The sequence below is a fragment of the Aeromonas sp. 82P genome (genome assembly GCF_051919365.1).
Lineage (GTDB): Bacteria > Pseudomonadota > Gammaproteobacteria > Enterobacterales > Aeromonadaceae > Aeromonas > Aeromonas veronii.
Genome location: NZ_JBQBEV010000001.1, coordinates 108,202 through 132,145, shown reverse-complemented (window position 1 = coordinate 132,145; position 23,944 = coordinate 108,202). Strand labels below are relative to the sequence as shown.

Genomic DNA, 23,944 nt, shown 5'->3' with positions numbered 1-23,944 from the left:
ACGCTAACGAGAATCAAGATGCAGCAGCCTGTCAGCGGCCGTTTGGCCCACGCCCTCTCCTTCTTGCGCCATGATGGTCGCCACTTTGCCCAGTTTGTCTGGGGCCGCTTCCAGCAGGACAGATTGACGGTTACCGCCGGCTATCTGGCCTATGTCACCCTGCTTTCGCTGGTGCCGATGATCGCCGTGGTCTTTGGCATGATGTCCGCCTTCCCGGTGTTCCAGAGCCTCAAGCAGGCGATGGAGCAGTTCGTCTACCACAACTTTGTACCGACGGCGGGAGAGGTGCTCAAGGAGTACATCGACGGCTTCGTCGCCAATGCCACCAACACCACGGCGGTGGGGATCGGGGCGCTGGTGGTGGTGGCGCTGATGCTGATCTCCGCCATCGACAAGAACCTCAACTACATTTGGCGTTCGACCCAGGGCCGCCCGCTGGCGCAGGCGTTTGCCATGTACTGGATGATCCTCACCCTGGGGCCCGTGCTTATCGGGGCCAGCATCGCCATCTCCTCCTACATCTTCTCGCTGCGGTTGTTTGGCGCCGAGAGCCTGTTCGGCATCGGCTATCTGCTGCTGCGCGGCTTGCCGTTCCTCTTCTCGGTGCTCACCTTCCTGCTGGTCTATACCGTGGTGCCCAATTGCAAGGTGCGGCTGATCCACGCCTTCATCGGCGCGCTGGTGGCGGCCACCCTGTTCGAGCTGGCCAAGCGCGGCTTTGCCATCTACATCACCAACTTCCCCTCCTATCAGGCCATCTACGGCGCGCTGGCCACCATCCCGATCCTGTTTGTCTGGGTCTATCTCAGCTGGCTGGTGGTGCTACTGGGGGCTGAAACCACGGCCTGCCTTGGTGAATATGAAAAACCGGTGAGCGAAGAGCTGGGCTAAGCCATCGCCTTGCCCACCGGTTTATTGGTAGCATCGACGACCGCCCCTGCAATCGAGCCGGGGCGGTCGTTCTGTTTTGAGAGGAGAGGGATGTGATTGCACTGATTCAGCGGGTCAGCGAGGCCAGCGTGACCGTCGAGGGGGAGGTGACCGGCGCCATCGGTCAGGGACTGCTGGTACTGCTTGGGGTGGAGCAGGGGGATGATGAGGCCAAGGCTGACAAGCTGCTGCACAAGGTGAGCGGATATCGGGTCTTCAGTGACGAGAACGGCAAGATGAACCTCAATGTCAGCCAGATCGGTGGCAGCCTGCTGGTGGTCTCCCAGTTTACCCTGGCGGCCGACACCAAGAGTGGGATGCGCCCGAGCTTCTCCTGCGGCGCCCACCCGAGCGAGGCCGAACGCCTCTATGACTACTTCGTGGCGAAGGCTGCTGCCAGCGGCATCCCGACCGCAACCGGGCGTTTTGCCGCCGACATGAAGGTGGCGCTGGTCAACGACGGCCCGGTTACCTTCTGGCTACAGGTCTGAGGATGCCTGATCCCGCGGTATGACGTGGACGATCACGTTGATGAGCCCAGCGACTGGGTAGGGGGTGGCTGGGCCAATCCACTGTTCTATCAGTTTCAGGGCGTGGGTTAGCTCCAGCGCGGTGCGCGGCAGCAGGTTGATCACCAGGGTGCCGCAGAGGCGGGGAGCCAGCGCCCGGTAGAGCCGCTCCTGAAACAGCAGCAACGGGTTGCCATCCTGACTGAAGAGATCGAGCAGGATGAGGTCGTACTGCTGCTCGCTCTGCTCCAGAAAGGCGAGGGCATCGGCCTGATGGAGTGCCGGAGCGGCGCGTTCATCGCTCTCCAGATGCTGGAAAAACTGCTGATAAACGGTCAGTACCTCTTCGTCGAGGTCAACGCACTCGTGGCGGGCATCGGGCCAGCGCTGACTCAGATGGCGGGTGAGATCGCCGCCACCCAACCCCAGTTCGAGGATCTGCCCGGCCTGTTCCGGCAGCAGGCAGGCGATGACCCGCTGATGGGGCAGACAGAGGGCAGCGGGGTCGGCGAGCGACATGGCGGATTGCACCACGCCATCTATCTCCAGCCAGCGGTGCTGGTCATTTTCTTGTACCGTGAGGCGGCGCTGGGGTTTGACGCTGAGGTGCAACAAGTGATCGGCTTGGTACGCTTGCAGATTGAAGTCCATGAATTTGCACGGCAAGATGGTTTCCGACCAGTGTAACTCAAGGATGAAACTATGTACCGGGTAGTCACCCCTCAGACAGTCGCCGAGCTGGATGCCTACTACCAGTTGCGCTGGGAACTTCTGCGTAAGCCCTTCAATCTGCCCGTCGGTTCCGAGCGGGACGAATACGACACGGTCGCCATTCACCGGCTGATGCTGGCACCCGATGGTACCCCCATCGCGGTGGGCCGCCTCTTTATCGGCGGCGACGAGGCACAGATCCGCTTTATGGCGCTGCGGCCCGAATATCGCGGCCAGGGGCTGGGTGCCCAAATGGTGGAAGATCTCGAGCAGTTGGCCCGCAGCGAGAAGGTGAAACGGCTGGTAATGAACGCCCGTCAGGAGGCGGTGGAGTTCTATCGCAAGTGCGGCTTTCTTGAAGTGGGGGGCGGCCCCGTCTCCTTTGGTCGCATTCCCCATCGCCAGATGATCAAATCCCTGAGCCCGTTGCAGACCATCCAGTACCGCCCTGAGTGGTGTCAGGATCTCACCACCCGCTGGTCGCGCGGGGTGCCCATCAGCGAGAAGATGGGGATGCACATCAGCTACTACGACGGCCAGACCTTCCACCTCAAGGCCAATCTGGTGGCCAACCTCAACGTGCATGGCAGCATGTTTGCCGGCAGTGTCTACAGCCAGTGCGTGCTGGCGGGCTGGGGGCTGATCTGGCTGCAGCTTAAAGAGGAGGGGCTGGTGGGCGAGCCGGTGCTGGCCGAGAGCACCATCAAGTATCATGGCCCGGTCGATGAGGAGCCGGAGGCACGGGTGGCCCGCGAAGGGATGCCCGCCGTGCTGCAGCCGCTCAAGCGGGGTGAGCCGGTGTCCTTCAGCCTCAAGATCCAGCTGTTCAGCGGCAGCAAACTGGCAGCGGAGTTCTGCGGCCACTACGTGGTGCAGCCACCCCGCCGTCCGGGCCAGTAACAGCGTCGTTTCCCCATCAAACAACAAGGCCTCATCATGAGGCCTTGTCTGTTTTTACCCTTGCGGGCTATCGGTTGTCTGCCCGGCTTGGGCTTTCGGCGCGGGAGCCGGTCGCCAGAGCGGGGCGCTGTTGCCTTGTGGCGGATAGCGTACCCCCACCTCCCAGCCGCAGGCATCTTGCTTCTGCGGGAAGCTCCAGACCAGCGTGGGGGCCGTCAGCGGCCCGCGCCACTGGCCGAGCAGCTCGGCGCAGCGGTTGCCGTTGAGGATCCCCAGATCGAGCTGCCACTGTTCGTTGACCAGATCGATCCCCCCTTGCAGCGCCAGCAGATGGGTGATGGTGGAGGCGCCAGCCTGTTCAATCTGCAGTTGTCCCTTGTCGATCTTGCCCTGCAGCTTGATGCGGTAGAAGGGGGTGTCACCCTCCTGCATCCCTTGCCACAGCTGATCCGGCGTCAGGGTGGGCGGGGTTGCCCCCTTGAACCACTCATCCAGCAGCGGGTCTATCTTCACCTTGTCCCAGAACGGCTCGTCGGCATCGAGAGCAAAGCTGCCCTGCAGGGTCTGGCGCCACTCGCCCGCCGTCTTGCCGTGTTCGGCTTGCAGGTCGGCGCTCACGTGCGTTTTGCCAGCGAAGGAGAGAGGGGCGTGGAATATCTTGCCCCACTGTTGCAGATCCAGCTTGGTCGCCTTCAACTGCAGGGTGCTGCTCTGGCCCGGCTCGCGTGCCCATTGGCCGCTCATGCTGAGGCTGCCCTCATCCGGCAGCGAGCTGGTGAGCTTGCCCAGTTGCCAGGAGCTGGGGGTCAGCTCGCCATCCAGCTCGCCGTTGCGGGCGCTGAGGCCATCCCACACCAGCTCGAACCACTTGCTCTCGATACGGGCACGGCCAAGCAGCGGGCCGGGCTGATTGCCACGCAGGGCGAGATCGCTCAGGTAGAGCTGCCAGCCGGTCAGCGACAGAGGGATGGAATCGTCGAAGGAGAGCACCTTGAGCTTGTCGAACGCCAGCTTGCGGATATCCACCTGCTGCGGGCGCCAGCCCTGCCAATCCTGCCACCAACCCTGCGGCAGGCTGATATCCATGCCGCTCAGCGCCAGGTCTTTCAGGGTCAGTTTCTGCTGCTGGGTATCGAGGGAGAGCTCGACATTGAACTCCCCTTCATAGGCTTTGCCCTGCAGTTCGCCGTCGAGCTGCTGGGGCGAGAAGGCGAGCTTGCCCTTGATCCCCTCCAGCTGGAACAGGCCGCGCCCCATGTCGCCCAGCGTGCCCGCCAGATAGCCGCTTGGCTGGCTGCCAGCCTGCCAGTTGAAGGCGGTGAGCTGGCCACTGAAGTTGTTGAAGGAGAGCTCCTGCTCGATGGAGTTGATGCTCACCTGGTCGAACTGGCCGCGATCCAGCGATACCTGCCGCAGCGGGAATTGGTGCTGTGCCAGATCCCCCAGCTCGACCCGCATGCCGCGCGCCTTGAGATCGTGCAGTTCGAGGGTTCGTGCCGGCCAGTCGAGCACCATGCCGCTCTCCAGCAGGCCGTCAAACAGGTTGGTCACCAGCTTGTCGCTGCGCAGCACCTCTCCCTCCAGCCGCCCTTTCAGGCTGAGACGGGCGAAGGTGAACTGTGGTGTCTCCAGTTGGCCGATGTTGAGGGTCAGGTTGGCCTGTGGCTGGCGTTTCGGATCGATCAGATCCCAGTCGCTCAGGGTGGCGTTGAGGCCGCGCAGGGTCAGCCCGTCGCTCTCAAGGCTCAGCCGGTCTATGGTGCTGTCACCAATGGAGAGGGAGTGCACCGGCAGGCCGGGCAGCTGGTTGGGCAGCGGCAGCTTGATGGCGGGGCGAATGAGGTCGAGATGGGCGATCCGCACATCGCGGCTCAGCCAGTCGATGCTCTCGATCTCCAGATAGATCTTGTCGAGGGAGACCGCATCGCCGTAGCGCACTTGCTCCGCCAGCAGGGTGTAGGGGTGGAGCGGGTTGAATACCAGTCGCCCTATGGTGACCGGTACGCCGGTCTGCTGGCTGATCCAGCTGGCGATGGGGCCTTTGGCGCGCTCGGCGTCGAACAAGCCGAGGGCAACCCAGACAAAGAGCAGCAGGAAGGCAAAGGTGTAGAGCAGGCCGCGTAGCCAGGAATTCATAAGTGCTTTCCTCCTGTATTGGTTGAGTGATCAGGCGTTGGCAGCGTGATTCCGCAGGTCAGGCATTGGAATAGTGATCCCGCAAGCCAAGCCAGCGCCGTATCAAGGGTTCGACATGACTCGGATGCCTATCCATAAGGAAGCGTGCCATCTTCTGTACCTGCGGAATAAGCGGCTGATCCCGCACCAGATCGGCGATCTTGAGATCGGCCAGACCGGTCTGGCGGGTGCCGAGCAGTTCCCCCGGGCCGCGCAGTTCCAGATCGCGCTGGGCGATGAGGAAGCCATCGTTGGTCTCACGCAGCACCCCGAGCCGGCTCTGGGCCGTTTTGGACAAGGGGGCATGATAGAGCAGCACGCAGTGCGAGGCTACCGCTCCGCGTCCGACCCGGCCGCGCAACTGGTGCAGCTGCGCCAGCCCGAGCCGTTCCGGGTTCTCGATGATCATCAGGCTGGCGTTGGGCACATCTACCCCCACCTCGATGACGGTGGTGGCGACCAGCAGTTGCAGTATGCCTGCCTTGAACTCCTCCATCACCCGCTGTTTCTCGACCGGGCGCATCCGGCCATGTACCAGCCCGATATGCAGGCCGGGCAGCAGGTTCTGCAGCTCGGCGGCGGTATCCTCGGCGGCCTGACACTCCAGCACCTCCGACTCCTCGATCAGGGTGCAGACCCAGTAGGCCTGCTTGCCCTCGGTGCAGGCGAGCTTGACTCGTTCGATCACATCGCCGCGACGACTGTCGGGCAGCGCTACCGTGGTGATGGGGGTTCGGCCCGGCGGCAGCTCGTCGATGACCGAGGTGTCGAGGTCGGCATAGGCGGTCATCGCCAGGGTGCGGGGGATCGGGGTAGCGGTCATGATCAGCTGATGGGGATGCACCCCCTCCCGCTCCCCTTTCTCGCGCAGGGCGAGCCGCTGATGCACCCCGAATCTGTGCTGTTCATCGATGATGACCAGCGCCAGACGCTGGAACACCACCTGCTCCTGAAAGATGGCGTGGGTGCCCACCACCATCTTGACGCTGCCATCGGCGATGGCGGCCAGCGCCTCCTCCCGCGCCTTGCCTTTCTGCTTGCCCGCCAGCCAGCCGACTCCGATGCCGAGCGGCTCCAGCCACTTGGCGAAGTTGATGGCGTGCTGTTCCGCCAGCAGTTCGGTCGGCGCCATCAAACCCACCTGACAGCCGTTGCCGATGGCTTGCAGGGCGGCCAGCGCTGCGACCAGGGTCTTGCCGGAGCCCACGTCACCCTGCACCAGCCGCATCATGGGGTGGCTCTGTTGCAGATCCTTGCTTATCTCGGCCACCACCCGGCTCTGGGCACCGGTGGGCTTGAACGGCAGGGCGCCGAGCAGCTGTTCGACCAGCGCGGGAGCCGGTTTGAGGGCGCGGGCCAGCTGGGTTTGTGCCTGAGCACGCACCTTCAAGACCGAGAGGTTGTGAGCCAGCAGCTCCTCCAGTACCAGCCGCTGCTGGGCCGGATGTTGACCGCTTTCGAGCAGCGGCAGCGCCACCGAGGGGGGCGGACGGTGCAGCAGTTTCAGGGCTGCGGCCAGTTCAATCTGGTGGGGATAGAGGCCGGCGGGCAGCAGCTCCTCGACGCCATAGAGGTCGAGCTGGGCCAGCGCCTGATCGGTGAGATTGCGCAGGGTGAGCTGGCGCAGTCCCTCGGTAGTCGGGTAGACGGGGGTGAGCGCCTCTTCGGTCTGGCCGGCTTGCTCCTCGCCGAGCAGCTTGTACTCGGGGTGGGCCATCTCCAGCCCGTATTTGCCGGGGCGCACCTCGCCGAAGCAGCGGATCAGGCGGCCCGTTGCTAGACTGTTCTTCTGGGCGGCGGTGAAGTTGAAGAAGCGCAGGGTGAGGGTGCCGGTGCCATCGCTGATACGGCAGACCAGCATGCGACGGCGCCCCATCACCAGCTGAGTGTCCTGGATTTCGCCCTCGACTGCACCGTGCAGGCCGGGCGGCAGATCGCCGATGGGCCACACCTGGGTGCGGTCCTCGTAGCGCAGGGGAAGGTGGAACAGCAGATCCTGTACCGTGGCCAGCCCCAGCCGCTCGAGCTTCTCCAGCATCTTGCTGCCGACACCCTTGAGGCTATCGAGAGGAATTTTATCCAATTTCATCAATTAGATGCCCGAAAACACTGTAAATATGTCCAGATGATAGGGGTTGTTGAGGGGCCGATGCAAGCCGAGTTGCTGCTGGCTGGGCCGCCAAGGCGGGGGAAACGGCGGATATAACAAAGGCCTGCCGAAAACGGGAGGCCTTTGTGCGGCTGCCAACAGGCAAGGTGCGGGCGCATGGCGCCCAAGGTCAGATGATGCGTTTAAGCAGCAGATGGGCCTTGACTCGGTGGATCCGTCCCAGCAGCTTGCGCACCTGTTCCGGGTAGTCCTGGATCTGCTCCACCTGATCGAAGTGACTGATCCGCTTGGTGTTGGTCAGGATGTTCTCCCGCTCCGCGTTGAACTGGGGACGCAGCAGGTGGCGACGATCGTGTACCAGCAGGCCGTTCTCCAGATCCAGCGCCCAGGCGCGGGGGTTGAGGTTGTTGCCGGTGAGCAGGGCCCACTCGTCATCCACGAAGATCCCCTTGAGATGGTAGGAGTTGCGCTCGCAACACCAGAGCATCAGGTTGAGGCGACCGTCGTCAATGTGGCGCTGGTTGCGTTCGGCAAACTTGCGCAGGTTGGTCTCGTAGAGATAGGGCAGGCCACCGATGGTGGAGAACTTCTCTTCCGGTGGAATGAAGAAGTCGTTGGCGGTCTTGTCGCCCACTACGATGGTCACCTTGCAACCGCGCTGCAGCAGATCCTCGATATCCTTGCTCAACTCCTTGGGGGGGTTGAAGTAAGGGGTGCAGATGAAGATCTCCCGCTCGGTGGCGCGCACCAGATTGCGGATCATCAGGTTGAGCTGATTGTTGCGCTTGCCCAGACCCACCATGGGGGTGACGGCCACCTCCTGAGTATTGACTGGCATGGTGCTGAAGCGGTACTGGCTCTGGCGCAGGTTCTGCTTGAAGCGGCGGATCGGCCCCTTCAGCTGTTTGGCGCTGGGGATATCGCTGTGATCCAGTCGCTGCACCGCGTCGCTCTTCACGAACAGATCATCCACGTAGTTGACCATGCTGCGGGCCAGCTCCGGGCTGGTGATCTGGTGATAGCGGTCGAAGCGGTAGCGATCCTGCTGGTGCAGGTAGATGTCGTTGAGGCTGGCGCCGGAGTAGAGCACCACATCATCGAAGATGAAGCCCTTGAGGTGGAGCACGCCGAGCAGCTCGCGCCCTTTGACCGGCACGCCGTAGATTTCGATCTGGTGCTCGTGTTCGGCAGCCATGGCCTGATACATCAGGTGGTTGCCGCCCTGCTTGCCTTTGCCGATCAGGCCGCGCTGGGCACGGTGGAAGTCGACGAACAGCTTGATGTCGAGGGCCGGATTGCGCTGCTTGGCGGCGTAGAGGGCGGAGAGGATCTCCCGGCCCGCTTCGTCATCCTGCAGATAGAGCGCGACCAGATAGATGCGCCGGGTGGCACTGGCGATAAGCGCAAGAATGCGGCGTTTGAAATCCTGGGCGCTGTAGAGCACTTCAAACTGATCCGCTGCGACGGCGATCTGGGGCAGGCGCGCCAGCAGTTGTCGATAATGGGCCGATGAATGCATAGATAAACCTGAAATCACGGGGTTAAGCGTTCCACTCGGAGCGATGAATAGGCGATTCTAGCAATCTCGCCCTCTCAGCCAAAGAAAGAATCATCAGAAAGATGAAAAAGGCCTCACGAGTGAGGCCTTTTTGTCAGCATTTCGCCCTTGTCAGAGGAAGCTGTAGATGATCATCGCCATCACGCCGCCGGTGGTGCCGATGATGGTCTCCATCACAGTCCAGGTCTGCAGAGTCTGCTTCTCGGTCAGGCCGAGGTAGCGGTTGGCCAGCCAGAAACCGGAGTCGTTGACGTGGGAGAGCACGATGGCACCGCCGCCGATGGCGATGGTGACGGCCGCCAGCTGGGCACCGTTCAGGCCGAGCGGCTCCAGCATCGGCAGCACCAGACCGCAGGCGGTCAGCATGGCGACGGTGGCAGAGCCCTGAATCACCCGTACCGCAGCGGCCAGAATGAAGGCCAGCGCGACGATGGGCAGACCGGAGTCGGCCAGCATGTTGCCAAGGGCGGCACCCACGCCGGAATCAACCAGCACCTGCTTGAACACGCCACCGGCACCGGTCACCAGAATGATGACACCGGCCGGCTGGATGGCGCTGTTGCAGACGCTCATCACCTCGTCACGGGACATGCCGCGGCGAATACCCAGCAGATAGAAGGCGGCCAGACAGGCGACCATGATGGCGGTGAAGGGGTGACCGATGAACTCCAGCCAGTTGTGCAGGGTGGAGCCCGCCTCGACGAAACGACCGACGATGGTCTTGAGGCCGATCAGCAGCAGCGGCAGACCGATGAGGCCCATGGCCAGCCCGAAGGAGGGCAGGGATTTGCTGTCATCGTGGACGCTGTTCTGGGCATCGGCAGGCAGCGGTACATCGACGATCTTGCTGATGAAGTCACCGAACAGCGGGCCAGCCAGGATCAGCGCCGGTACGGCGGCGATCAGGCCGAACAGGATCATGTAGCCGAAGTCGGCACCCAGCTGGGATGCCACCAGGATCGGGCCCGGCGCCGGAATAAGGAAGGCCTGGCAAGTCGCGATACCGGCCAGCAGGGCGATACCAATCTTAACCACGCTGCCACCGCCACGACGGACGATGGCGAAGGCGACGCCGATCAGCAGCACCACGGCCACGTCAAAGAAGAGCGGCAGGGCGCAGACAAAGCCGGTCAGGGCCATGGCCCAGTTGGCGCGCTTGACGCCGAACTTGCCGAGTAGAGTGTGGGCTACTCGGTCGAGGGCACCGGTCACTTCCATCACCTTGCCGAACATGGCGCCCAGCGCCACCACCACGGCGACGAAACCGAGGGTGCCACCCATCCCTTTCTGGATGGTGTTGGCGATGTCGGCCGGGTTCATGCCAGCGGCGAGACCCGCCACCATGGAGACCAGGATCAGGGCTACCACGGCGTGGAGCCGGGCCTTCATCACCAGGAAGAGCAGCAGCACAATCGAGCCGGCGGCTGTCATGATCAGGGAGAGGTCAGACATTGTTATGCGTTCCTTTTTCCAAGTTCAGTCGTGACACCTTGCCGATCCGTCGGCAAACCATATCTTTATGATTTATTTAGATTTATGGCAAGGGCTCAACATCATATGCCCAGGTGACTATGGGTTTGCTCAGTCTGTGGCAGACTTCACATTTTCAATCGTTACCGGTAACATGTTACCGGTAACGTGTTAGATTAGAACCCATCAACAGCTGGTTTTTTGAAAAGTGGGACAGAGGTCAAATTATGGCGGGTAAGTGCATTATCGTGATGGGTGTGTGTGGTAGCGGCAAATCCAGCGTGGGTCTGAAAGTGGCCGAAGCGCTGGGCGCCAAGTTCATCGATGGTGATGACCTGCACCCCAAGGCCAACATCCAGAAGATGGCTGGCGGCAACCCCCTCAACGATGAGGATCGTGCCCCCTGGCTGGAGCGGATCCGCGACGCCGCCTACAGTCTCGAGCAGAAGAACGAGACCGGCATCATTGTCTGTTCCGCCCTCAAAAAGAAGTACCGCGACCAGATCCGCGAAGGCAACGAGTCGGTCAGCTTCATCTTCCTCGATGGCAGCCAGCCGCTGATCCTCGAGCGGATGCGTGCCCGCAAGGGCCACTTCATGCGTGAAAGCATGGTACAAAGTCAGTTCGATACCCTGGAGCGCCCGGATGGCGAAGCCGGTGTATTCCACATTGATATCGACGGCACCTTCGAACAGGTGGTTGACCGCGCCGTCACAGCATTGGAGCAAGCCCAATGATTCATCAGGTAATTTCCGACGTCACCGCCCGCATCCGTGAGCGCAGTGTCGCCCGTCGTCAGGCATTTCTGGCCCGTATCCAGCGTCAGGCAGAGCAGGGCAAGACCCGCGCCGCGCTGGCCTGTGGCAACCTGGCCCACGCCGTGGCCGCCTGCAGCAGTGACGAGAAGGGTCGCATCCTCGACATGACCCGCGCCAACGTCGGCATCGTCACCGCCTACAACGACATGCTGAGCGCCCATCAGCCCTATCAGGGCTATCCGGATCAGATCAAGGCGGTACTGGCCGAGCTGGGCCACAGTGCCCAGGTCGCTGGCGGCGTGCCCGCCATGTGCGATGGCGTGACCCAGGGTCAGCCGGGGATGGACATGTCCCTCTTCTCCCGCGACCTGATCGCCCAGGCGACCGCGCTGTCGCTCTCTCACAACACCTTTGATGCGACCCTGCTGCTCGGTATCTGCGACAAGATCGCTCCGGGTCAGATCATGGGGGCCCTCTCCCACGCTCACCTGCCGACTGCATTTGTTCCTGCTGGCCCGATGGCGAGCGGCATCAGCAATGACGAGAAGGTGAAGGTGCGTCAGAAGTACGCTGCCGGTGAAGTGGGCCGTGATGCCCTGCTGGAGATGGAGTGCGGCGCCTACCACGCGGCAGGCACCTGTACCTTCTACGGCACCGCCAACACCAACCAGCTGGTGTTCGAGGCCATGGGCCTGATGCTGCCGGGCTCTGCCTTTGTCCACCCACACAGCGAGCTGCGCCGTGCCCTGACCGCCGAAGCGGCCCGCCGCATCAGCGCCATGATCCCGGGTTCCCCGGCCTATCGCCCGCTGAGCGAGGTGCTGGACGAGCGCTCGCTGGTCAACGGTCTGGTGGCCCTGCTCGCCTCCGGCGGCAGCACCAACCACAGCATCCACATGGTGGCGCTGGCCCGCGCCGCCGGTCTGGTGCTGACCTGGGATGACATCAGCGATCTCTCCGACGTGGTGCCGCTGCTGGTTCGCATGTACCCGAACGGCCCGGCTGACGTCAACGCCTTCGAACAGGCGGGCGGCGTGCCCGGCCTGATGCGCCGTCTGGCGCAAGAGGGGCTGATCCACATGGACGCCACTCCGGTCTTTGGCGAGATGCAGGATTACCTCAGCCGTCCGACACTGGTCGATGGCCAGCTGGTATGGCAGCCGGTGGGCGAAAGCGGCGATGCGAGCGTGCTGTCGCCTTCCGGCAGCGTATTCCAGGCCACCGGCGGCACCAAGCTGCTGGCGGGCAATCTGGGCCGCGCCGTGGTCAAGGTCTCTGCCGTGGCTCCCGAGTATCGGGTGATTGAAGCGCCAGCGCGGGTCTTCTCCTCCCAGCATGCGGTGGAAGCGGCCTACAAGGCGGGCGATCTCAATCAGGACGCCGTGATCGTGGTGCGCCACAATGGCCCGGCCGCCAACGGCATGCCGGAGCTGCACAAGCTGATGCCGGTGCTCGGCAACCTGCAGAAGGCGGGTTACAAGGTGGCGCTGGTCACCGATGGCCGTCTCTCCGGTGCCTCCGGCAAGATCCCGGCCGCCATCCACGTCACTCCGGAAGCGCTGCACGGCGGGGCCATCGGCCTGCTTGCTGACGGCGACCTGCTGCGGGTTGACGCGGTAAACGGCAGCCTCGACTGTCTGACCGATTTGAGTGGCCGTACCCAGGCCGAGATTGACCTCACTCTGGAACAAGAGGGGTGGGGCCGTGAACTGTTCAGCGTGATGCGTCGCGCGGTATCGAGCGCCGAGTGTGGCGCTACCATCTTTGACTAAGGAAGAGCTATGCAGAACTGGAAAGTGACCCCGGCCGAGGTGTTTGCCGCCTCCCCGCTGGTACCCGTGATGGTTATCAACGAGCTGGATCAGGCCCTGCCGATGGCCAAGGCGCTGCTCGACGGCGGCATCTCTGTCTTCGAAATCACCCTGCGCACCCCGGTGGCGCTCGATGCCATCGCCCTCATTGCCAAGGCGATGCCGGATGCCATGGTCGGTGCCGGTACCGTGCTCAACTGCGAGCAGTTTGACGCAGCCGTTGCTGCCGGTGCCCGCTTCGTCATCTCCCCGGGGATGACCCCGGCACTGCTTGCTCACGCGGCCAAGAGCACTGCACCGCTGATCCCGGGTGTGGCAACTCCGTCTGAAGTGATGCAGGCGCTGGAAGCGGGCTACGACCACCTGAAGTTCTTCCCGGCCGAAGCGAACGGCGGCACCAAGGCGCTCTCCGCCATTGCCGCGCCGCTGCCCCAGGTGAAGTTCTGCCCGACCGGCGGTATCGGCCCGAAAAACGTGGCCGACTATCTGGCGCTCAAATGCGTTGCCACTGTCGGCGGCTCCTGGATGCTGCCGGCCGATGCGGTCAAGAGCGGCAACTGGGAAGAGGTGACCCGCCTCTCCCGCGAAGCGGTTGAGCTGGTAAAACGCTAAGCATCAGTTGTGCAGAAAACCAAACAGGCCACCCTCGGGTGGCCTGTTTGCTATCAGCGTGGCTTCAGTGTGTGAGGGAAGGGATTACCCCAGACTCTCCCCGACATAGAGGGAGAAGCCGATATCCTTGCGGGTGTCGGGTTGGGATTGGCCGCTGAGACGCGCCAGCAGCATGGTGGCCGCCTCCCGACCGATCGCTTCCCGCGGGGTGGCGATACTGGCCAGCTTGGGGGTCATGGCGTGGCCGATGTCGAGGGCGTTGCAACCGGCGATGGCGATCTGCTGGGGCACCGGGATCCACTTGGCCTGACACTGCAGCAGGGCGCCCACCGCCAGGTCATCGTTGGTGCAGAACAGGCCGTCGAGGTCGGGATAGCGCACCAGCGCCTGATCCAGCAGCTCGCCCCCCAGAGTGAAGCTGGAGGATTGTTCGGTCAGCAGATGCTGGCCGGTGAGGCCGAAGTCGGTCATCGCCTGATAGTAACCCTCCATCCGCAGCTGGGTACGCACGTCGAGCCGCGCTCCCAGATAGACCACCTTGCGTCGGCCCCGGTGCAGCATCTCTGTTACCATGGCCCGAGCCGCGGCTCTATGATCCATGCCGACCACCATGTCGATGGGGGTTTGCGGCAGATCCATGGTCTCCACCACCGGAATGCCGGCGGTGGCGATCATCTTGCGGGTGCGTTCGGTGTGCTGGCTGTCGGAGAGGATCAGCCCATCCACATGGTAGGAGAGCAGGGACGCGACCTGCTCCTCCTCCCGCTCCGGGCTGTAGCCGTAGTGGGCCAGCAGGGTCTGGTAGCCAGCCGGTCGGGTCACCGACTCGATGCCGTGGATCACCGCCGAGAAAACCTGGTTGGAGAGGGAGGGGATCAGGATGCCGATCGCCTTGCTGGTCGCGTTGGAGAGAATATCCGGCGCCCGGTTGGGGATATAACCCAGCTCTTCCACCACAGCCGCGATCCGCTCGCGGGTCCCCTCCGCTACGGTCTGCGGGTCGCGCAGATAGCGGCTGACAGTCATCTTGGTCACGCCGGTCTGGTCGGCGATATCTTGCAGGGTGGGGCGGCGCTTGCGGGTGGGGCTCATTAGGGGTGTCCAGCGTGGATGTTACATGTAACATTACCGTTTTTGGCGGATAAAGTCAGCATATGAAGCCGTTTTTGCAGGAGTTTTCCGATGATCAGAGGCAAGCAGTTCGTGGATGTCCGGTTCGAGCAACAGGATGTGGAGGGGGAGCAGTTCTCGGAGTGCCGCTTTATCGGCTGCGACTTCTCCTGGCTGGATTTGAGCGATAGTCGCTTCATCGACTGCAGCTTCTACGATCGGGAGAGTGAACGGGGCTGCCTGTTGCAGGGTTGTGATCTGCGCGAGGCCAGCTTTCTACGCTGCGATCTCACCATGGCCGATTGCAGCCGCAGCCAGTGTCTGGGGTTGGAGATGCGTGACTGTCAGGCGGTCGGCATCAACTTCGGCCACGCCAGCTTCGCCAACCAGATCACCGCCAAAAGCTACTTCTGCGAGGCCCATCTGACCGGCAACAACTTCAGCTACGCCAGCTTCGAGGGCTGTCTGCTGGAGAAGTGCGAGCTGACCGGAAACCGTTGGCAGGGGGCCAACCTGTTCGGTGCCTCGCTGGCGGGATCCGATCTCAGCGGCTCCGAGTTTGGTCAGATCGACTGGACTAGCTTCAAGCTGCAGGGCTGCGATCTGCGCCAGTGCGATCTGCCGGGGCTGGATCTGCGTCGGGTCGACCTGCAGGGGGTGCAGATTAACGAGGATCAGCAGCAGACCTTGCTGGAGCAGATCGGTCTGGTTGTCTTCCCCTGAGCCGAGCGAAAAATTAGGTAATTTTTCATCAAATGGGCGCGACATTGAGGGGCGATGCTTCTGAAATGACAAAAGCCTGCGTGATGCAGGCTTTTGCTAGTGAGTGTGTGACGCGCTTGTCGGCTGGGTTAACTCAACCCTTGGCCAGCCATTTGGTCGGGTTGATCGCCTCGCCCTGATAGCGGATTTCGAAGTAGAGGCCAGGTCTGTCCTGACCGCCACTGTCACCGACCAGTGCTACCGGTTCACCCTGTTCCACATTCTGGCCAACCTGACGCAGCAGCGACTGATTGTGACCGTAGAGGCTCATATAGCCCTTGCCGTGGTCGATCACCAGCAGCATGCCGAAGCCGTCGAGCCAGTCGGCATAGACCACTTGCCCCGGTGCGACCGCCTTGACCTGGGTCCCTTCGCTGGCGCCGATCAGGGTGCCTTTCCACTTGAGCTGGGCGGTGCGCGGCGAACCGTAGGAGATGAGGATCGGCCCCTGTACCGGCCAGCGCAGGCTGCCATTGGTCTTGAGACCGCTGTAATGACCGGCACTGCTGATGCCCGAGCCACGCTCCGGTTTGCTGCTGGCCACCTCTTCGACCGGTTCTGCCGGTTTGACGGTTTTATTCTGCTGGGCGGCGAGTCGTTGTTGCTCGGCGCGGCGCTGTTCGGCCAGCTTGCGCTGACGCTCCTGCTCCGCTTTCAGCTTGGCCAACCGCTCCCGCTCGGCCCGTTCACGGCGCTCCTGCTCTTCACGCTTGCGACGCAGCTCTTCCAGCCGGGCTTTCAGCGCTTTCTCCGCCTTGACCAGCTTGGTGAGCTTCTGCTCGTCATCCTGTACCGATTGCTGCAACTGGTTGCGCACCTTGGTCCGGCTCTGCTGGCTGGCCAGCAGGGTCTGGTGATGCTCCTGCTGTTCGGCAAGCAGGGTCTGCAGTCTGGTCTCGGTCTCTTTGGTGGCCTGCTGGTTTTTCGCCAGCTTGTCACGGGTGGCGCGCAGGGCGTTGATGGCCTCGATGCGGGCCTTGTTGAGGTAGTCGTAGTAGTCGAGGGAGCGGCTCAGTTTGGCCGGATCCTGCTGATTGAGCAGCAGTTTGAGGTAGTCGTGGTTGCCCGCCTGAAAGGCGCTTTCCGCCTGCTTGGCCAGCAACTGCTTCTGATGTTTGGCTTGAACTTCCAGCGCCAGCTTGTCTTTTTGCAGGGTCGCCAGCGTCTGCTGGTTCTGCTTCAACTGCTGCCTGGTCTGGTTGAGTTTGGCGGCGGCGGCCGAGATGGCCTGCTCGTCAGCCTTGAGCTGGGTATTGAGCTTGGCAAGCTCCTGCTTGCTGAGCTTGATGGTCTTCTGTTGCTCTTTGATCTGGGACTGCATGGTCCCCAGCTGCTGATTGGCGGCCAAAGCCGATGTGCTGGCGCCAAATGACAGGCAAAAAAACAGCGCGCCGGCCAACAGGCCGACGCGACTGGTTTTCTGTGAAATAACTTCGCATCCCCGCATGGGGAAGGATTATTTCAGAATCATCAGGGGCTTGCCAGTCATTTCCGGCGGCACCGGCAGACCCATCAGGGTCAGCATGGTGGGGGCCAGATCGGACAGTTTGCCACCTTCAACTACCTCGGCTTTGCGACCGAAATAGATGAGCGGAACCGGCAGATTGGTGTGGGCGGTGTGGGCCTGACCAGTCTCTTCGTCCAGCATCTTCTCGGCGTTACCGTGGTCGGCAGTGATCAGGCACTCGCCACCCACTTCGGCCAGGGCGTCGGTCACGCGACCGATGCAGTGGTCAACGGCTTCACACGCTTTGACGGCGGCATCGAACACACCGGTGTGACCAACCATGTCGCCATTCGGGTAGTTACAGATGATGACGTCGTACTTGCCGCTCTTGATGGCCGCAACCAGCTTGTCAGTCAGCTCTTCGGAGCTCATTTCCGGCTGCAGGTCATAGGTCGCCACTTTCGGGCTGGCCACGATCTCGCGATCTTCGCCGGTGAAGCAGGACTCTTCGCCACCGTTGAAGAAGAAGGTGACGTGAGCATACTTCTCGGTTTCGGAGATGCGCAGCTGGGTCTTGCCCTGCTTGGCCAGCCACTCACCCAGAGTGTTGACCAGAGCGGTCGGCGGGTAGGCACAGGCAGTTTTGATGTCGGCCGCGTATTCGGTCAGCATCACGAAGTTCAGCTTTGGCTCGACTGCACGGGCGAAGCCGGTGAAGTCGGTGTCAACGAAGGCGCGGGTGATTTCACGGGCACGGTCGGCACGGAAGTTCATGAAAATCAGCGCATCGCCATCTTCCATCGGGGCAGCTTCGCCGATGCGGGTAGCTTTGACGAACTCGTCGTTCTCATCGCGGGCATAAGCGGCAGCCAGTGCTTCGGTGGCGCTCTCGGCGGTGAACTCGCCCTTGCCCTGGGTCATCAGGTCATAGGCTTGCTGCACGCGATCCCAGCGGTTGTCACGGTCCATGGCGAAGTAACGGCCGATCATGGAGGCGAAACGACCCTTGCCCAGCTTGGCGAACAGGGCGTCGAACAGCTCGATGGAGGACTGGGCGGAGCGCGGCGGAACGTCGCGGCCATCCAGGAAGGCGTGCAGGTAGATCTTCTCGGCGCCACGCTTGGCTGCCATTTCGATCATGCCCATGATGTGCTCTTCGTGGCTGTGTACGCCACCCGGGGACATCAGGCCCATGATGTGAACTGCTTTGCCGTTGGTCACGGCAGCGTCAACAGCCTTGGCCAGCTCGACGTTCTGGAAGAATTCGCCATCCTGGATGTCTTTGGAGATGCGGGTCAGCTCCTGATAGACGATGCGACCGGCACCTATGTTGACGTGGCCCACTTCGGAGTTGCCCATCTGGCCATCCGGCAGACCGACGTCCAGACCGGAGCCGGAGATCAGGGTGCTGGTGTAGTCACGGGCCAGACGATCGAGGTTGGGAGTCTTGGCGGCAGCGACGGCGTTGTGCTCTTGCTTGGTGCTGTAGCCCCAACCGTCCATGATGACCAGAACCAAAGGTTTCTTAGCTGTTGACATAAGACTATGTCCTCTCGGATTGGAAAAAATGCGGGAAATGAAACTAGCGTAATATTACTACATCTGCCGAAATAGTCACCTGATAGCCAAGGGGCGCTCCCGCGGCCCCGCAAGCCACGCCTTTCCTGCCATGCTCGCTGCCCAATGATGATGGGAGCCTGCTCGCGCTTTGCCGCCAAGATGGCTGATCTTATCAATACCCCCATGTATACTCGGGCCCTTGTCTTGGTCCCTGGATAGTAGAAGATGCAAGAGTATTTGGATTTTGCGGCCCGTAACCCGCTGCTGACCGCAGCCTGGTTGGGTCTGGCTGGCACCCTGGTTTACACCACTGTGCGTGCCCGTTTGTCACCGGTAAAAACCGTCAACAACCACACCGCGACCCTGCTGATCAACCGCGAGAATGCCACCGTGGTGGATATTCGCAGTCAGGAAGAGTACGCCAAGGGCCATCTGGCCGGTGCCCAGCACCTGCCGCTGACCCAGATCGAGAGCAATAATCTGGGCCCGGTTGAAAAGCATAAAGATGCCCCCATCATAGTGGTGTGCGAGTCGGGAATGACTGCGGGCGGCGCGGGCCGTCAGCTGAGCAAAGCTGGCTTCAAGCAGGTTTATGTGCTCGGCGGTGGCATGGCCCAATGGCGTGCAGAAAATCTGCCGGTAACCAAGAAACGCTGATTTAAGCAGGGCCTGAGCCCACTTATCCATATAACAAGGAATCAAACGAAATGGCTGACGAGATCAACAACCAGGAAGTACAACCGGAATTCCACATCCAGCGTGTTTACACCAAGGATGTCTCTTTCGAAGCGCCGAACACCCCGCACATCTTCCAGAAAGAGTGGCAGCCGGACGTCAAGCTGGATATGGATACCAAGACCAACATCCTGGCTGAGAACGTCTACGAGGTTGTCCTGACCCTGACCGTAACTTGCAAACTGGAAACCGAAACCGCCTTCCTGTGCGAAGTACAGCAAGCTGGTATCTTCACCATCGGTAACCTGCCGGAGCCGCAACTGGCTCACTGCCTGGCTGCCTTCTGCCCGAACATCCTGTTCCCGTATGCCCGCGAAGCCGTGGCCAACATGGTGAGCAAGGGTTCCTTCCCGCAGCTGAACCTGGCACCGGTCAACTTCGATGCCCTGTTTGCCCAGCACATGGCGCAAGCACAGGCCCAGCAGGCGACTGCGGAAGCCTGATAATGGCTGACCAGATCGCTATCTCGGTCTTGGGGGCGGGGTCTTATGGCTCCGCCCTTGCCATTTCTCTGGCGCGCAACGGTCATCCGACCCTGCTGTGGGGTCACGACCCTGCTCATGTCGCCGAGCTGGAACAAGACCGCTGCAACAAGGCATTTTTGCCTGATGTCCCTTTTCCTGCCGATCTGCAGCTGACTGCGGATCTGCAACGTGCGGTACAAGCTGCCCCCGTGCTGCTGCTGGTCGTGCCAAGCCATGTATTTGGCGATGTGCTGACCCGGATCAAACCCTTCCTGCGCCCCGATACCCGTATCGCCTGGGCCACCAAGGGTCTGGAGCCGGACAGTGGCCGTCTGCTGCAGGATGTGGCCCGCGAAGTGCTGGGTGACGAGATACCGCTGGCGGTCATCTCCGGCCCCACCTTCGCCAAGGAGCTGGCTGCTGGTCTGCCGACCGCCATCTCGGTCGCTTCGACCCACGACGAGTTCGCCGACGATCTCTCCCACTTGCTGCACTGTGGCCGCTCCTTCCGGGTCTATACCAATCCGGACTTCGTCGGTCTGCAGCTGGGTGGGGCGGTGAAGAACGTCATCGCCATCGGTGCCGGTCTCTCCGACGGGCTCGGGTTTGGCGCCAATGCCAGAACCGCGCTCATCACCCGGGGTCTGGTGGAGATGCAGCGTCTGGGTGCGGCGCTGGGTGCCGATGCCAAAACCTTTATGGGGATGGCGGGGCTCGGGGATCTGGTGCTCACCTGTACCGACAACCAGTCGCGCAACCGTCGCTTCGGGCTGGCCCTCGGGGCTGGCAAGGATGTGAACACCGCCATGACCGAGATCGGTCAGGTGGTGGAGGGGTATCGCAACACCAAAGAGGTGCATCTGCTGGCGGCCCGCTGCGGCGTCGAGATGCCCATCTGCGAGCAGATCTTCAAGGTGCTCTACGAGGGTAAGAACCCGAAAGAAGCGGCCATCGCCCTGCTGTCGCGAGACAAGAAGGACGAGTAATCTGCCGATTGCCCATGCAAAAGGCCCCGCCAGATGGCGGGGCCTTTTCTTTGCTGTAAGGGCTGCAAATCAGTAGTAAGAGTGGTCGCCGCGCTGGTGCTCGGTGGCATCTTTCACACCGTTGAGCTCACCCGGGAACTTCTCCAGCAGCTGCTTCTCGATCCCCTCTTTCAGGGTGTAATCGACCATGGAACAACCGTTGCAACCACCGCCAAACTGCAGGATGGCCAGTTTGTCTTCAGTCAGCTCGACCAGGGTGACCTTGCCACCGTGACCGGCCAGCATGGGGTTCACTTCGGACATCAACACGTACTCGATGCGCTCGATCAGCGGCGCGTCATCGGCCACTTTACGCATCTTGGCGTTCGGTGCTTTCAGGGTGAGCTGGGAGCCCATCTGATCGGTCACGAAGTCGATGGTGGCATCCACCAGGAAGGGGGCGCTCAGGGGATCGACCATGCAGTCGAAGCCGCTGAAGGGCAGGTGTTGATCTTCCGGGTCCACGGCATCGGGCGGGCAATACGATACGCCACACTCGGCATTCTGGGTTCCCGGATTGACCACAAACACCCGGATATTGGTGCCATCAGGCTGTTTTTCCAGCAGTTTACGGAAATGGGCCTGGGCGGCGTCGGAAATGCTGATCATCACTATCCTCATAAACCTGAGTGTACGACTAGGGTATTCATGATAACGCGGTTATTAATGCTTGGGTAGCATGCCGATGGCTACTTGCTGTGCCGCAGGGTTCGACAGATTGCCCACACTTCCACCTTTGTGATGCCGCTCTCATGGAGCAGACGGCTGAGCTGACCGGCGGTGGCGCCTGTGGTCACGACGTCATCGAGCAGGGCGACATGGCGATAGTGGTGGGGACGGATCCGGAATGCCCCGCGCAGATTGCGCCGCCGCTGCCCGGCGCTCAGGGTTGTTTGTTGCGGGGTCGCCTTGATGCGCTGCAACAGGGTGTTGTCGCAGGGAATGTCGGTGAACTCGCCAAGGGCTTGCGCGATCTCCTCCGCCTGATTGAACCCACGCCGCCACTGCCGCCACCAGTGCAGGGGAACCGGAATGATCGCCTCCGGCGGCTCGTTGTCATCCAGATGGTCGGCCAAGAGGCGTGCCAGTAGCGGCGCCAGCAGGATCTGGCCGGAATATTTGAGCCGGGGGATCAGCATGGGGTAGGGGGTTTGGTAGTCGCCAATCACCTGCAACCGCTCCCAGGGGGGAGGTCTGCGCTGGCAGCGACCACAGACCGGTATGCTCTCTTCTATATAGTCAGCCAGCGGTGCGGCGCAGAGGCGGCATCTTGGCTGTGACTGGTGCAGCGCCTGCCGACACCAGCTGCAGAGCAGGGGAGCGTTGTCGCAAGGCTGATGGCAGAGCAGGCAACTCCCTTGCCAGTCGCCGTGGTTGCCGAGCAGCGGGCTTGCTTTAGCGAGCAGTCGCTTTAACATGCTGACCCCAAGAGCATGAACAGGGATCTTGAGTCTAGATGAGCATATCGGTAGAGCAGTTTGGCCAGGGGCCCGATCTGGTGCTGTTGCACGGTTGGGGGATGAACGGTGCGGTCTGGCATGGCATTGCCCAACAGTTGGCACCCCACTATCGGGTTCATCTGGTAGATTTGCCCGGTTTTGGCAACAGCCCGCTGGCAGACGAGGTGGATTACAGCCTGACCTGGCTTGCCGAGCAGGTGGCTGCCATCTTGCCGCAGAAGTGTCATCTGCTTGGCTGGTCGCTCGGCGGTCTGGTGGCAAGCCAGTTGGCACTGACTCATCCCGCTCGGTTGCACTCCCTGATCACGGTAGCCAGCTCTCCCTGCTTTATGGCGCGGGACGAGTGGCCCGGAATTGCCCCCAAGGTGCTGACCGGCTTCAACCAGATGCTGGCGGGGGATTTTCGCCAGACCATAGAGCGCTTTCTGGCGATCCAGGCCATGGGCAGTGAACACGCCCGGGACGATATCCGTCAGTTGCGCCACTGGCTGGCCGAGCGCCCGGCGCCCCAGTTTGCCGCACTCGAGGCCGGGCTGACGCTGTTGGCCGAGATTGACCTGCGCGAACCGCTGCGGGAGCTGGATCTGCCCTGGTTGCGGATCTATGGCCGACTGGATTCATTGGTGCCCAAGGCGGCCATTCCCCTGCTGGATGATCTCTACCCTGCCAGCCGCAGCGTGACTCTCAATAAGGCCTCACACGCACCTTTTATCTCCCACCCTGACGAATTCATTGAAATCGTTCGAGATTTTGTTGGCTAAAAAACAGCCTGCAAGCTTCATTAATCCTCTGGTCTGGCGGATAATTAAGCTGTGACCAGAGGAGTAACACCATGCGAATTGATTCTGCTTTCAACAGCGGGGTACAGGGATTTCAGCGAGCCGAGCAGATTGCCGACAAGGCATCCAATCAGATCGCCCGCCTCAACACCCCCAGCGGGGATCAGGTGCAAGTGACCGATGAGCTTGTCAATCTCAAGGTAGCCGAGCAGCAGGCTGGCGCTTCAGCCAAGGTAGTGCAGACCGCCAGCGATATGATGGGAACCCTGATCGACATCCGGGTGTGAGATGAACATCAATGTCAGTCTGCCCCCCCTTATCCCGACACAGCTGCAACCCCAAGTGGAAGCGGCGAGGACGGATAATCGCCGGGCAGAACTGATCCCGCAGGCCCGAGCGGGCCAAGCCTCCGTTGCCGAATCCGAAGTCGGCTCCCAAAAAGAGAAATCCAAAGCCGGTCAGGCCTCCAGCAATCAGACCTCCCAGAACAGCCGTGAAACCGGGCAATTAGCCCCGACGACACTGCCAGACAATCGCTTTGTCGAGGCCACCGGTGAGGATGGGCAGCGCAAGCAGCAAGATCCCAAACAGCAGGAGCAGCAACAGCGGCAAGAGCAGCAGGTTCAGGATCTTGTCGAGCGTGACAAGGAGGTGCGCACTCACGAGCAGGCTCACCAGTCTGCGGGTGGAGAGTACGCCAGCTCGCCCACCTATCAGTTTACGCAAGGGCCGGATGGCAAGCGTTATGCGACGGGTGGCGAAGTCCAGATCGATACCAGTGTCGTACCCGGTGACCCTGCGGCTACCATCGCCAAGATGCAGCAGATCCGCTCTGCAGCGCTGGCGCCTGCCGAGCCTTCCGCGCAGGATCTGGCCGTCGCGCGCAGCGCTGCCGCGAGTGAAGCCAAGGCGCGCAAAGAGCTGATGGCCGAGCAGAGCGCGAAATCGGACGGTGTGTTGAGCGCCTATATGGACAAGCGCAACAGCGTCATCGCGGGCCACTATCGACAGGCTGTCAGCCCGGCCTCTACCCAGTCCCTCAGTCTGCATATCTGAAT

23 protein-coding genes are annotated in these 23,944 nt (G+C 61.8%); 13 read left to right on the top strand and 10 right to left on the bottom strand.

Annotated features, from left to right (window positions below; translation table 11 throughout):
• Positions 1-18: 18 nt before the first annotated feature.
• Both ACTG2S_RS00625 and dtd read left to right on the top strand, forming a co-directional pair.
• Entirely contained in the window at positions 19-891 is an 873-nt protein-coding gene (locus ACTG2S_RS00625) for a virulence factor BrkB family protein (protein ID WP_416015015.1), read from the top strand.
• Positions 892-983: 92 nt separating this feature from the next.
• Complete coding sequence (dtd, locus tag ACTG2S_RS00620; protein ID WP_033138812.1) at positions 984-1,421, top strand: D-aminoacyl-tRNA deacylase; 438 nt, start codon at positions 984-986, stop codon at positions 1,419-1,421.
• Here dtd and ACTG2S_RS00615 read toward each other — a convergent pair.
• Positions 1,410-2,090: a spermidine synthase gene (locus tag ACTG2S_RS00615; RefSeq protein WP_416015034.1), complete on the bottom strand. Its 681-nt coding sequence runs from the start codon at positions 2,088-2,090 to the stop codon at positions 1,410-1,412. The genes dtd and ACTG2S_RS00615 overlap by 12 nt on opposite strands.
• 51 nt (positions 2,091-2,141) lie before the next feature.
• Between ACTG2S_RS00615 and ACTG2S_RS00610 the strand changes: the two genes are divergently transcribed.
• Entirely contained in the window at positions 2,142-3,050 is a 909-nt protein-coding gene (locus ACTG2S_RS00610; protein ID WP_120416368.1) for a bifunctional GNAT family N-acetyltransferase/hotdog fold thioesterase, read from the top strand.
• Positions 3,051-3,104: 54 nt separating this feature from the next.
• Here the strand turns inward: ACTG2S_RS00610 and ACTG2S_RS00605 are convergent, their stop codons facing one another.
• The 4 genes from ACTG2S_RS00605 to gntU form a co-directional block, all read right to left on the bottom strand.
• Complete coding sequence (locus ACTG2S_RS00605; RefSeq protein ID WP_439981842.1) at positions 3,105-5,186, bottom strand: membrane assembly protein AsmA; 2,082 nt, start codon at positions 5,184-5,186, stop codon at positions 3,105-3,107.
• Positions 5,187-5,244: 58 nt separating this feature from the next.
• Entirely contained in the window at positions 5,245-7,314 is a 2,070-nt protein-coding gene (gene recG / locus ACTG2S_RS00600; protein ID WP_164461656.1) for an ATP-dependent DNA helicase RecG, read from the bottom strand.
• Positions 7,315-7,504: 190 nt separating this feature from the next.
• Positions 7,505-8,854, bottom strand: a complete 1,350-nt coding sequence (pssA, locus tag ACTG2S_RS00595) for a CDP-diacylglycerol--serine O-phosphatidyltransferase (RefSeq protein ID WP_005342654.1) — start codon at positions 8,852-8,854, stop codon at positions 7,505-7,507.
• A gap of 150 nt (positions 8,855-9,004) precedes the next feature.
• Positions 9,005-10,345 carry a gluconate transporter gene (gene gntU / locus ACTG2S_RS00590; protein ID WP_005355418.1) on the bottom strand — a complete coding sequence of 447 codons (1,341 nt, stop codon included), beginning with the start codon at positions 10,343-10,345 and terminating at the stop codon, positions 9,005-9,007.
• A gap of 245 nt (positions 10,346-10,590) precedes the next feature.
• On the opposite strand from gntU, the gene ACTG2S_RS00585 reads away from it, so the two are divergent.
• Genes ACTG2S_RS00585 through ACTG2S_RS00575 form a run of 3 tightly spaced genes read left to right on the top strand, consistent with a single transcriptional unit; the run spans position 10,591 to position 13,544 of the window.
• Positions 10,591-11,100, top strand: coding sequence for a gluconokinase (locus ACTG2S_RS00585; RefSeq protein ID WP_005340649.1), 510 nt, complete (start codon positions 10,591-10,593; stop codon positions 11,098-11,100).
• Positions 11,097-12,893, top strand: a complete 1,797-nt coding sequence (edd, locus tag ACTG2S_RS00580) for a phosphogluconate dehydratase (RefSeq protein WP_274160922.1) — start codon at positions 11,097-11,099, stop codon at positions 12,891-12,893. Before ACTG2S_RS00585 ends, edd begins: the two co-directional genes overlap by 4 nt.
• Before the next feature lie 9 nt (positions 12,894-12,902).
• Positions 12,903-13,544 carry a bifunctional 4-hydroxy-2-oxoglutarate aldolase/2-dehydro-3-deoxy-phosphogluconate aldolase gene (locus ACTG2S_RS00575; RefSeq protein ID WP_005342660.1) on the top strand — a complete coding sequence of 214 codons (642 nt, stop codon included), beginning with the start codon at positions 12,903-12,905 and terminating at the stop codon, positions 13,542-13,544.
• Positions 13,545-13,628: 84 nt separating this feature from the next.
• Here the strand turns inward: ACTG2S_RS00575 and ACTG2S_RS00570 are convergent, their stop codons facing one another.
• Entirely contained in the window at positions 13,629-14,636 is a 1,008-nt protein-coding gene (locus ACTG2S_RS00570) for a substrate-binding domain-containing protein (protein ID WP_106844209.1), read from the bottom strand.
• Between the two features lie 90 nt (positions 14,637-14,726).
• On the opposite strand from ACTG2S_RS00570, the gene ACTG2S_RS00565 reads away from it, so the two are divergent.
• Positions 14,727-15,377, top strand: coding sequence for a Qnr family pentapeptide repeat protein (locus tag ACTG2S_RS00565; protein WP_274160923.1), 651 nt, complete (start codon positions 14,727-14,729; stop codon positions 15,375-15,377).
• 133 nt (positions 15,378-15,510) lie between these two features.
• Here the strand turns inward: ACTG2S_RS00565 and envC are convergent, their stop codons facing one another.
• Entirely contained in the window at positions 15,511-16,863 is a 1,353-nt protein-coding gene (gene envC / locus ACTG2S_RS00560) for a murein hydrolase activator EnvC (RefSeq protein ID WP_274160924.1), read from the bottom strand.
• 9 nt (positions 16,864-16,872) lie between these two features.
• Positions 16,873-18,402 (bottom strand): 2,3-bisphosphoglycerate-independent phosphoglycerate mutase, encoded by a 1,530-nt coding sequence (gene gpmM / locus ACTG2S_RS00555; RefSeq protein ID WP_005356867.1) that lies wholly within the window; start codon positions 18,400-18,402, stop codon positions 16,873-16,875.
• Positions 18,403-18,648: 246 nt separating this feature from the next.
• On the opposite strand from gpmM, the gene ACTG2S_RS00550 reads away from it, so the two are divergent.
• From ACTG2S_RS00550 to gpsA, 3 genes are read left to right on the top strand one after another with little or no spacing between them, the layout of a single operon-like run.
• Positions 18,649-19,080 (top strand): rhodanese-like domain-containing protein, encoded by a 432-nt coding sequence (locus ACTG2S_RS00550; RefSeq protein ID WP_279498841.1) that lies wholly within the window; start codon positions 18,649-18,651, stop codon positions 19,078-19,080.
• Positions 19,081-19,130: 50 nt separating this feature from the next.
• A complete protein-coding gene (secB, locus tag ACTG2S_RS00545) occupies positions 19,131-19,601 on the top strand; it encodes a protein-export chaperone SecB (RefSeq protein WP_005340639.1) in 471 nt (156 codons plus the stop codon).
• Between the two features lie 2 nt (positions 19,602-19,603).
• A complete protein-coding gene (gpsA, locus tag ACTG2S_RS00540) occupies positions 19,604-20,608 on the top strand; it encodes an NAD(P)H-dependent glycerol-3-phosphate dehydrogenase (RefSeq protein ID WP_005356865.1) in 1,005 nt (334 codons plus the stop codon).
• Between the two features lie 69 nt (positions 20,609-20,677).
• Here gpsA and nfuA read toward each other — a convergent pair whose 3' ends face one another.
• Together nfuA and ACTG2S_RS00530 are read right to left on the bottom strand one after the other, a co-directional pair.
• On the bottom strand, positions 20,678-21,256 hold the full coding sequence (nfuA, locus tag ACTG2S_RS00535) for a Fe-S biogenesis protein NfuA (RefSeq protein ID WP_005340636.1): 579 nt from the start codon (positions 21,254-21,256) through the stop codon (positions 20,678-20,680).
• Positions 21,257-21,336: 80 nt separating this feature from the next.
• Positions 21,337-22,065, bottom strand: coding sequence for a ComF family protein (locus ACTG2S_RS00530; RefSeq protein WP_274160926.1), 729 nt, complete (start codon positions 22,063-22,065; stop codon positions 21,337-21,339).
• Between the two features lie 38 nt (positions 22,066-22,103).
• Here ACTG2S_RS00530 and bioH point away from each other — a divergent pair, with 38 nt between their 5' ends.
• The 3 genes from bioH to ACTG2S_RS00515 all read left to right on the top strand — a co-directional run bounded on the left by bioH (position 22,104) and on the right by ACTG2S_RS00515 (position 23,942).
• Positions 22,104-22,868: a pimeloyl-ACP methyl ester esterase BioH gene (gene bioH / locus ACTG2S_RS00525; RefSeq protein ID WP_274160927.1), complete on the top strand. Its 765-nt coding sequence runs from the start codon at positions 22,104-22,106 to the stop codon at positions 22,866-22,868.
• A 71-nt stretch (positions 22,869-22,939) separates the two neighbouring features.
• Positions 22,940-23,173 (top strand): flagellar basal body rod C-terminal domain-containing protein, encoded by a 234-nt coding sequence (locus tag ACTG2S_RS00520; RefSeq protein WP_005340632.1) that lies wholly within the window; start codon positions 22,940-22,942, stop codon positions 23,171-23,173.
• Between the two features lies 1 nt (position 23,174).
• Positions 23,175-23,942 (top strand): putative metalloprotease CJM1_0395 family protein, encoded by a 768-nt coding sequence (locus ACTG2S_RS00515; protein ID WP_274160928.1) that lies wholly within the window; start codon positions 23,175-23,177, stop codon positions 23,940-23,942.
• Positions 23,943-23,944 lie beyond the last annotated feature (2 nt).